Here is a 5471-nt window from a genome sequence, read left to right as displayed (position 1 = left end):
CGCGACGGGACTGGCACCCGGTTGAGGGCCAAGCACTGTGTGCCGGAGAAGTACGACGAGGACGAGCGCGTCCTCACCGTGCGCTGCGACTCGACGGCCTGGGCGACCAACCTCCGGCTGCTCGCACCCACGCTGGTCGCGCGCCTCAACGAGGACCTGGGCCACGGCAGGGTGACGCTGATCAAGGTCCAGGGCCCCGCCGGCCCCGCCCGCCGCTACGGCCCGCTGCGCGCCCCCGGCAGCACCGGCCCGGGCGATACCTACGGCTGATCGGCACCGGTTTCCCACCCGTCCACAGCGCGTGACTGACATCACATCAAGGGCTTCCGCCTGCTCTTTCGGAGCGCCCGCGACCCGCTCGTCGTGTGCCCGCACACGGTTGCGAATCGCGACCTGACTCCGAAGTAGCCAAGGGTTGACGGCCGGAAGCGCTGAGTGCCTCCGTGAGCCTCTTGGAGCCCCCATCCGTATATCGGGAGTCGGACAAGACCCGTCGAGGGCGGCACATGCGGACTCAGGTACCGGCAAACCCCCATCAGTGTCAGTGCTACCGGTAGACTGGAAGCAATCCCGCCCCAATCGTGGGGACCGTCCGGGAAAAGCTGAGCAACGCTGATCAAGGCTTACCAACGCAACATGCCGCAGCCGCTCCGGCAACCCGCCGACGAGCCTGGCTCGTGCTGTGCCAGAAAGGGCGCTTCGTGGCCGATTCCGGCAACCCCAACGAGAACATTCCGTCCACCGACGCCGGCGCCACCGGCGCGGTCGCCTCGTCGAACGGCGAGGTGACCGCCTCGTACGACGCCAGCGCCATCACCGTCCTCGAGGGTCTGGACGCGGTCCGCAAGCGACCCGGTATGTACATCGGCTCGACCGGTGAGCGCGGACTTCACCACCTGGTGCAGGAGGTCGTCGACAACTCCGTCGACGAGGCGCTGGCCGGGCACGCGGACACCATCGACGTCGCGATTCTCGCCGACGGCGGCGTGCGGGTCATCGACAACGGACGTGGCATCCCGGTCGGCATCGTCCCCTCAGAAGGCAAGCCGGCCCTCGAGGTCGTGCTGACGGTCCTGCACGCGGGCGGCAAGTTCGGCGGCGGCGGCTACGCGGTCTCCGGCGGTCTGCACGGCGTGGGTGTGTCCGTCGTCAACGCCCTGTCCACCAGGGTCGCGGTGGAGGTCAAGACCGACGGCCACCGCTGGACACAGGACTACAAGTTGGGTGTCCCGACGGCCCCGCTCGCCAAGCACGAGGCCACCGACGAGCATGGCACCTCGGTCACCTTCTGGGCCGACCCGGACATCTTCGAGACCACCGACTACTCCTTCGAGACGCTGTCGCGGCGCTTCCAGGAGATGGCGTTCCTCAACAAGGGCCTGCGCATCAACCTCACCGACGAGCGCGAGTCGGCGAAGGCCACCGCCGGTGCGGACGAGGCGGGCGAGGACGAGAAGCACGAGGTCAAGAGCGTCTCGTACCACTACGAGGGCGGCATCGTCGACTTCGTGACGTACCTCAACTCCCGCAAGGGAGACCTGGTGCACCCCACCGTGATCGACCTCGAGGCCGAGGACAAGGACAAGAGCCTGTCCCTCGAGGTCGCGATGCAGTGGAACGGCGGCTACACCGAGGGCGTGTACTCCTTCGCCAACATCATCCACACCCACGAGGGCGGTACGCACGAAGAGGGCTTCCGCTCCGCGCTGACCTCGCTGATCAACAAATACGCGCGCGACAAGAGGCTGCTGCGCGAAAAGGACGACAACCTCACGGGTGACGACATCCGCGAGGGTCTGACGGCGATCATCTCGGTCAAGCTGAGCGAGCCCCAGTTCGAGGGCCAGACGAAGACCAAGCTGGGCAACACCGAGGTCAAGACCTTCGTGCAGAAGGTCGTCTACGAGCACCTCACGGACTGGCTGGACCGCAACCCGAACGAGGCCGCGGACATCATCCGCAAGGGCATCCAGGCGGCCACCGCGCGCGTGGCGGCCCGCAAGGCCCGTGACCTCACCCGCCGCAAGGGCCTGCTGGAGACCGCGTCCCTGCCCGGCAAGCTCTCCGACTGCCAGTCGAACGATCCCATCAAGTGCGAGATCTTCATCGTCGAGGGTGACTCCGCCGGCGGCTCGGCCAAGTCCGGCCGCAACCCGCAGTACCAGGCGATCCTCCCGATCCGCGGCAAGATCCTGAACGTCGAGAAGGCGCGGATCGACAAGATCCTGCAGAACCAGGAGATCCAGGCGCTGATCTCGGCCTTCGGCACCGGAGTCCACGAGGACTTCGACATCGAGAAGCTGCGCTATCACAAGATCATCCTGATGGCGGACGCCGACGTCGACGGCCAGCACATCAACACCCTGCTGCTGACCTTCCTGTTCCGCTTCATGCGGCCCCTGGTCGAGGCCGGGCACGTGTACCTCTCCCGCCCGCCGCTCTACAAGATCAAGTGGGGCAAGGACGACTTCGAGTACGCGTACTCCGACCGCGAGCGCGACGCCCTGATCGAGATGGGCCGCAACGCGGGCAAGCGCATCAAGGACGACTCCGTGCAGCGCTTCAAGGGTCTCGGTGAGATGAACGCCGAGGAACTGCGCATCACGACCATGGACCAGGAGCACCGCGTCCTGGGCCAGGTCACCCTCGACGACGCCGCCCAGGCCGACGACCTGTTCTCGGTCCTCATGGGCGAGGACGTCGAGGCCCGCCGCGCGTTCATCCAGCGCAACGCCAAGGACGTCCGCTTCCTCGACATCTGAGTCGGTCTCAGCTGACCGCATCAGGAAGGATCTTCACCAGCAATGACCGACGAGAACACTCCCGTGACGACGCCCGAGGGTGACGCCCTGGCCATGCGCGTCGAGCCCGTCGGGCTCGAGACGGAGATGCAGCGCTCGTATCTCGACTATGCGATGTCCGTCATCGTCTCGCGTGCGCTGCCGGACGTCCGCGACGGCCTCAAGCCCGTCCACCGCCGCGTGCTGTACGCCATGTACGACGGCGGCTACCGCCCCGAGCGCGGCTTCTACAAGTGCGCCCGCGTCGTCGGCGACGTCATGGGCAACTACCACCCGCACGGCGACTCCTCCATCTACGACGCGCTGGTCCGCCTCGCGCAGTCGTGGTCGATGCGCATGCCGCTCGTGGACTCCAACGGCAACTTCGGCTCCCCGGGCAACGACCCGGCCGCGGCCATGCGGTACACCGAGTGCAAGATGGCGCCGCTGTCGATGGAGATGGTCCGCGACATCGACGAGCAGACCGTCGACTTCACGGACAACTACGACGGCCGCTCCCAGGAGCCGACCGTCCTGCCGGCCCGCTTCCCGAACCTGCTGATCAACGGCTCGGCCGGTATCGCGGTCGGTATGGCCACCAACATCCCGCCGCACAACCTGCGCGAGGTCGCGGCCGGCGCCCAGTGGTACCTGGAGAACCCCGAGGCCTCCCACGAGGAGCTGCTGGACGCGCTCGTCGAGCGCATCAAGGGCCCGGACTTCCCGACCGGCGCGCTCGTCGTCGGCCGCCGGGGCATCGAGGAGGCGTACCGCACCGGCCGCGGCTCCATCACCATGCGCGCGGTCGTCGAGGTCGAGGAGATCCAGAACCGCCAGTGCCTGGTGGTCACGGAGCTGCCGTACCAGGTCAACCCGGACAACCTGGCGCAGAAGATCGCCGACCTCGTGAAGGACGGCAAGATCGGCGGCATCGCGGACGTCCGTGACGAGACCTCCTCGCGCACGGGCCAGCGTCTGGTCATCGTGCTGAAGCGGGACGCGGTCGCCAAGGTCGTGCTGAACAACCTCTACAAGCACACCGACCTGCAGACGAACTTCGGCGCCAACATGCTGGCGCTGGTGGACGGCGTGCCGCGCACGCTGTCGCTCGACGCGTTCATCCGCCACTGGGTGACGCACCAGATCGAGGTCATCGTCCGCCGTACGCGCTTCCGGCTGCGCAAGGCCGAGGAGCGGGCGCACATCCTGCGCGGTCTGCTGAAGGCCCTGGACGCCATCGACGAGGTCATCGCGCTGATCCGGCGCAGCGACACCGTCGAGATCGCCCGCGGCGGCCTGATGAGCCTGCTGGAGATCGACGAGATCCAGGCCAACGCCATCCTCGAGATGCAGCTGCGCCGACTGGCCGCCCTGGAGCGCCAGAAGATCGTCCAGGAGCACGACGAACTCCAGGCCAAGATCAACGAGTACAATGAGATCCTCGCCTCCCCGGTCCGCCAGCGCGGCATCGTCAGCGCCGAACTGGCCGCGATCGTCGAGAAGTTCGGCGACGACCGCAAGACGACGCTGATCCCCTACGAGGGCGACATGTCCATCGAGGACCTGATCGCCGAGGAGGACATCGTCGTCACGGTCACCCGGGGCGGTTACATCAAGCGCACCAAGACCGACGACTACCGCGCCCAGAAGCGCGGAGGCAAGGGCGTGCGCGGCACGAAGCTCAAGGAAGACGACATCGTCGACCACTTCTTCGTGTCCACCACGCACCACTGGCTGCTGTTCTTCACCAACAAGGGCCGCGTCTATCGCGTGAAGGGCTACGAGCTGCCCGACGCCGGCCGGGACGCGCGCGGCCAGCACGTCGCGAACCTGCTCGCCTTCCAGCCGGACGAGGCGATCGCCGAGATCCTGGCGATCCGCGATTACGAGGCGGTTCCCTACCTCGTGCTCGCCACCAAGGCCGGACTTGTGAAGAAGACGCCTCTGAAGGATTACGATTCGCCCCGTTCCGGCGGTGTGATCGCGATCAACCTGCGTGAGGGGCAGGACGGTTCGGACGACGAACTGATCGGAGCCGAACTGGTCTCGGCGGACGACGATCTGCTTCTGATCAGCAAGAAGGCGCAGTCGATCAGGTTCACCGCATCGGACGACACCCTGCGACCCATGGGCCGTGCCACCTCGGGTGTCAAGGGCATGAGCTTCCGCGAGGGCGACGAGTTGCTCTCGATGAATGTTGTTCGACCCGGTACGTTCGTGTTCACTGCCACAGACGGCGGGTACGCGAAGCGGACCAACGTCGACGAGTACCGCGTCCAGGGTCGCGGCGGCCTCGGCATCAAGGCCGCCAAGATCGTCGAGGACCGTGGCTCCCTCGTCGGCGCGCTGGTGGTCGAGGAGACCGACGAGATCCTCGCCATCACGCTGTCGGGCGGTGTGATTCGTACGCGAGTCAACGAGATCAGGGAAACCGGCCGTGACACCATGGGCGTCCAACTGATCAATCTGGGCAAGCGCGATGCCGTCGTGGGCATCGCTCGCAACGCCGAGGCGGGGCGCGAGGCGGAGGAGGTCGACGGCGATGTGGTCGTCGACGAGACCGCCGAAGGCGCCACGGCCACCGGCACGGACGAGGGTGAGGCGCCCTCGGCCGAGTAGGCACGAGGAGTGAGTCAGCGTGAGCGGAGCCACGGGCGCCGGACCGGCCGGAACCTCGAGGGGTACGGAAGC

At 67.0% G+C, this 5471-nt stretch carries 3 protein-coding genes; all 3 read left to right on the top strand.

All coding sequences use genetic code 11. The annotated features are described in order from the left end of the window. Positions 1-270: DUF721 domain-containing protein (locus tag ABZ281_RS35850; RefSeq protein ID WP_356662244.1), on the top strand; the 270-nt coding region annotated here is incomplete at its 5' end. A gap of 431 nt (positions 271-701) precedes the next feature. Further along, positions 702-2762: a DNA topoisomerase (ATP-hydrolyzing) subunit B gene (gene gyrB / locus ABZ281_RS35845; protein ID WP_356662243.1), complete on the top strand. Its 2061-nt coding sequence runs from the start codon at positions 702-704 to the stop codon at positions 2760-2762. A 42-nt stretch (positions 2763-2804) separates the two neighbouring features. After that, on the top strand, positions 2805-5399 hold the full coding sequence (gyrA, locus tag ABZ281_RS35840) for a DNA gyrase subunit A (protein WP_356662242.1): 2595 nt from the start codon (positions 2805-2807) through the stop codon (positions 5397-5399). Positions 5400-5471 lie beyond the last annotated feature (72 nt).

Source organism: Streptomyces sp. NPDC006265 (assembly GCF_040613555.1).
GTDB lineage: Bacteria > Actinomycetota > Actinomycetes > Streptomycetales > Streptomycetaceae > Streptomyces.
This window is presented reverse-complemented; position numbering and strand designations above follow the sequence as displayed.

Excerpts from the sequence above, each read along its gene's own strand:
- gyrA (WP_356662242.1), top strand. The coding sequence starts at position 2,805 with ATGACCGACGAGAACACTCCCGTGACGACGCCCGAGGGTGACGCCCTG.